This window comes from Finegoldia magna, from assembly GCF_018371055.1.
GTDB classification, from domain to species: domain Bacteria; phylum Bacillota; class Clostridia; order Tissierellales; family Peptoniphilaceae; genus Finegoldia; species Finegoldia magna_I.
On the sequence record NZ_JAGYZD010000163.1, the window covers coordinates 1 to 4,065 of the forward strand.

Annotated in this window: 4 protein-coding genes and 1 pseudogene; all 5 read left to right on the forward strand. The window is 27.8% G+C overall.

Annotation, left to right across the window (positions count from 1 at the left end; all coding sequences use genetic code 11):
* Window positions 1-307 precede the first annotated feature (307 nt).
* Window positions 308-901, forward strand: coding sequence for a TetR/AcrR family transcriptional regulator (locus KHW44_RS07165; protein WP_009345225.1), 594 nt, complete (start codon window positions 308-310; stop codon window positions 899-901).
* 17 nt (window positions 902-918) lie between these two features.
* Entirely contained in the window at window positions 919-1,500 is a 582-nt protein-coding gene (locus tag KHW44_RS07170; protein ID WP_002836642.1) for an MptD family putative ECF transporter S component, read from the forward strand.
* Window positions 1,501-1,524: 24 nt separating this feature from the next.
* A complete protein-coding gene (locus KHW44_RS07175) occupies window positions 1,525-2,226 on the forward strand; it encodes an energy-coupling factor transporter transmembrane component T (protein WP_304067751.1) in 702 nt (233 codons plus the stop codon).
* Window positions 2,219-3,610: an ATP-binding cassette domain-containing protein gene (locus tag KHW44_RS07180; RefSeq protein ID WP_002836639.1), complete on the forward strand. Its 1,392-nt coding sequence runs from the start codon at window positions 2,219-2,221 to the stop codon at window positions 3,608-3,610. The genes KHW44_RS07175 and KHW44_RS07180 overlap by 8 nt, the downstream gene beginning before the upstream one ends.
* A gap of 35 nt (window positions 3,611-3,645) precedes the next feature.
* Window positions 3,646-4,065, forward strand: a pseudogene (locus tag KHW44_RS07185) (ABC transporter ATP-binding protein); the annotation flags it as partial.

Here is a 4,065-nt window from a genome sequence, read left to right on the forward strand (position 1 = left end):
TATTGGGGTCTTAGGGTTCTCCCTAACAAGGTAAAATTGATAAAAAAAGAAGCAGTCCATAAAGGTTCTGCTTCATCAATTTTTCGTAAGTGGGTACTCACTTACTGTGCTTGCTATTAAAGTTATAAGCGTTAAGCGTTTATTCAGTTTTATTAATTATACCGCATTTAAATAAATTAATTAAGAAGTATACGGTAGAGTAGAGCAAAATTTATAATTTGATTGATATTGAAAATATTTTTCAATTAAGATATAATAAAAACCGAGGGAATCCTCGGAAAATAATTGAATGATTGGAGGTATTTTATTGAAAGATAAGGAAACAAAAGTTGGTCAAATTAGAAAAAAAGAAATTCGAGATGCAGCAATGAGATGTTTTTTGAATAAAGGATTTCAGAATACAACAATGGAAGATGTGATTAAAGAAGTTGGCATGAGCACAGGTGGTGTCTATCATCATTATAAAAGCACAGCTGAAATGCTTAAAGATTTAATGCTTGATGGAAATCAGTATAGAAATAATTTAATTGATAATTATTTAGAAGCTCACATAGGTCAAGATAAATATGAACAGATGAGTGAAATTTTAGTGGATAAGTGTCTACCAGATACAGATATTACTAAGGTTTATTCTCTTTTATTACAATCAAAAAAATATAATGAAGATTTAGAAAAGATGTTTCAAGATTTGAAAACAGAAACAGTAAATCAATTAGATTCAATATCTAATAAATTAGGAATTGATTCAAAGATTTTTGAAGATGGTTTTTTAGTAAATTATATAAATGGAATGATATTAAGCTCGCAAGTTCTTAATGCAAGAGATTCATATGATGAGAATAGGAAATATCTAAAAGATACAATTTTAAATTATATTTTAGATTTAGAAAAAAATAGATAACTAAGGAGGTTTCAGAAATGAATAAAAAATTAGAAGTTAGAGATTTAATTAATGTTGGTTTGTTTGCAGTACTTGGGTTTATTTTTATGCTAATAGGCTCATTTACAGCTATGGTTCCTGTTTTGATGCCAATTGTTCCCTTAGTACAGGGAATTTTAGTTGGACCTAGTAACATGCTTTTTTCAACAAAAATTAAGAAGCCAGGAATGCTTTTTATTCAAACAATGCTAATATCTTTAGCTTATGTCATCATGGGTCATGGTCCATGGGCACTTTTAACAGGAGCAATTGCAGGATTTATTGGAGAAATAATATTAAAATCAGGCTCTTATGACAGTAAAGGAAAATCTAGATTAGCATTTTCTTTTTCAAGTCTTTGCACTTTAGGAAACTATGTTCCGATTATCATCTCAAGAAATGAGTATGCACAAGGGCTTTTAAATCAAGGTTATAAGCAAGAATTTATTGACACAATGATGAAAGTTATGCCTGATTGGATTTTAATAGTTATGGCTATTTTAGGATTTATTGGTGCTTTTGTAGGTTGTAGCTTAGGAATTGTGTTTTTGAAAAAACATTTTTCAAAAATTGGTAAGTAAGAATTAGGGAGCGGGTTATTAGATATGATAAGGATAGATTTTAGAGCAAAATTATTTTTAATGATGGTTATTTCTTTTATTATGACAATTGGAAATATTCAAAGCCTAAATCCTATATATTATGTATTAATATGTATGCTCCCTACTTTTTTATTATTTTTATCTGGACATATAAAATCCGGGATTAAATCAATCATACTTTTTATAATATTGAATATTATAGAAATTAATATTAGGGAATTAAATGATTCTATAATAATATCACTTATACACATAGTTATAATTATAATAAAAAGAGTTTTTGCACCTATGGTTATGGGAAATTATATAATTTTAACGACTAGTGTAGGAGAAGCAATTTGTTCATTAAAAAAGGTGAAGTGTCCTGATCAGATAGCCATTCCTGTTGCGGTTATGGTTAGATATTTTTATGCAACAAGAATTGAGTATAGACAAATAAAACAAGCTATTTATTTGAGGGGTATAAGTTTTAGGAAATTTTTAAAGAATCCTATTTTATTAATTGAATATAGGATAATCCCACTATTGATGACCCTATCAAATTCTGCTGATGAATTGACAGTAGCTTCATTAACTAAGGGTCTTGCTGTCAATCAAAATAGATCAAATATTAGAGAAGCAAAGTTAACATTTGCTGACTATTTAATTTTTTTTGTTTCTATTTTAGTTTTATTTTTTTATATAAGAGGTAGAAAATATGCTTAAAATAAGAAAGCTTGATTTATCTTTTGATGATGAAAATATCTTAAAAAATCTAAATTTTGAATGTAAAGCTGGTGAAATTACAGTTATTACAGGACATTCTGGATGTGGAAAAAGCACACTATTAAAAGCAATTAATGGAGTAATACCTGAATACCTTGATGCTAATATTAATGGAGAAATAAAATATAACAGCCTAGATTTACTTAGTAAAAATATATTTGAAAGATCATGTATTATTTCAAATGTATTTCAAAATCCAAAATCTCAATTTTACTGTATGAATTCCACTGAGGAGTTAGCCTTTCAGCTAGAAAATAGAAATACTGACAAGTCAGAGATAATCAATAGAATAAAGAAATACTCAAAACTCTTAAATATAGAATACTTATTAGACAAAAATATATTTGATTTATCTGGTGGAGAAAAGCAAATGATAGCACTTGCAGCTTGTGCAATTTCTGAAAATGATATTATTTTATTAGATGAACCATCTTCATCATTAGATAATGAATCTATAGAAAGGTTAAAAGAAGCCTTAGTGAAATTAAAAGAATTAAATAAGATAATAATTGTTGTGGAACATAGATTATTTTATTTAAAAAATATAATGGATAAGCTATGTATTATTGATAATGGGTCTTTAAATTTATACGAAAAAGAAGATTTAAATGATTATAATTTGAAAGCTATTGCAGAAGGATATGAACTTAGAACATTTAATAAAATAGAGAAAAGTGATTTAGAAATTAATAAATATTATAAAGTGAATTTATTGGATGATAAAAATAATTTTAGCAATGGAGATTTATCATGTCATAATTTTAAGAAAAAATATGAAAAGAATAAAATTTTTGACTTTAGTATTTCCTTTAATAAGGGAGTAAATTTTATCATTGGAAAAAATGGAATAGGGAAAAGCACTTTCATTAAATTATTGACCGGTATTACAAAAGGTCACGGAGATGTATTTGTTAATCAAAAAAAAGTTACAAAACAAAATAAAGAAATTTTTATGGTAATGCAAGATCCTAGCTCCCAGCTTTTTACAGAAAGTGTATTATCGGAAGTATCAACAGTAAGTGAAGATAAAAGCCTAAATGAAAAAATGTTGGAAAAGATGGGATTATTATCAAAGCTTGAAAAACATCCTCAAAGTTTATCGGGAGGAGAGAAGCAAAGATTGTTGATTGCTATAGCAAGGCTTAGTAATAAACCTATTATTATCTTAGATGAGCCTACAAGTGGATTATGTAAACCACAGATGAATACATTAATTAATTTCCTACACGATATGGAGAGAGAAGGAAAACTCATTATAATTATTACACACGATTTTGAATTTATAAAACACTGTGATGGTACAATATATGAATTTCTAAAATAAAATGCAAATGGATACAATTATGGAGGTGTTAAATTATGAAAGAAAAAAGTCCTGCTGTAATATTGTGGGAGCTTGCATATAAGGAACATTCAAAGTTAAAAACATCTGTATTTATAGCAAGTATCGGTGTTATTGCCGGAATTGTTCCATACATTGCTGCAAGCCGTATTTTAGTCTATTTATTAAATGGAATTGCAGATTTCAAGGTCTATTTTTTATGGATGGGAATAGGTCTGTTATCTTATATTTTAAAATCTGTTTTATACTCTACGGCGTTATCTGTATCTCATAAAGCGACTTTTAGTGTATTGAAAGATATTCGCTTGAGAATGATTGATAAACTTCCGAAGATGCAGTTAGGAGAAATAATCTCTGTTCCAAGCGGAAACTTTAAGCAGATTATAGTGGATCAGGTTGAAAGTATGGAGAAACCGCTCGCTCACCTGTTGCCTGAA

Excerpts from the sequence above, each read along its gene's own strand:
- KHW44_RS07175 (WP_304067751.1), top strand. The coding sequence starts at position 1,525 with ATGATAAGGATAGATTTTAGAGCAAAATTATTTTTAATGATGGTTATT.
- KHW44_RS07170 (WP_002836642.1), top strand. The coding sequence starts at position 919 with ATGAATAAAAAATTAGAAGTTAGAGATTTAATTAATGTTGGTTTGTTT.
- KHW44_RS07180 (WP_002836639.1), top strand. The coding sequence starts at position 2,219 with ATGCTTAAAATAAGAAAGCTTGATTTATCTTTTGATGATGAAAATATC.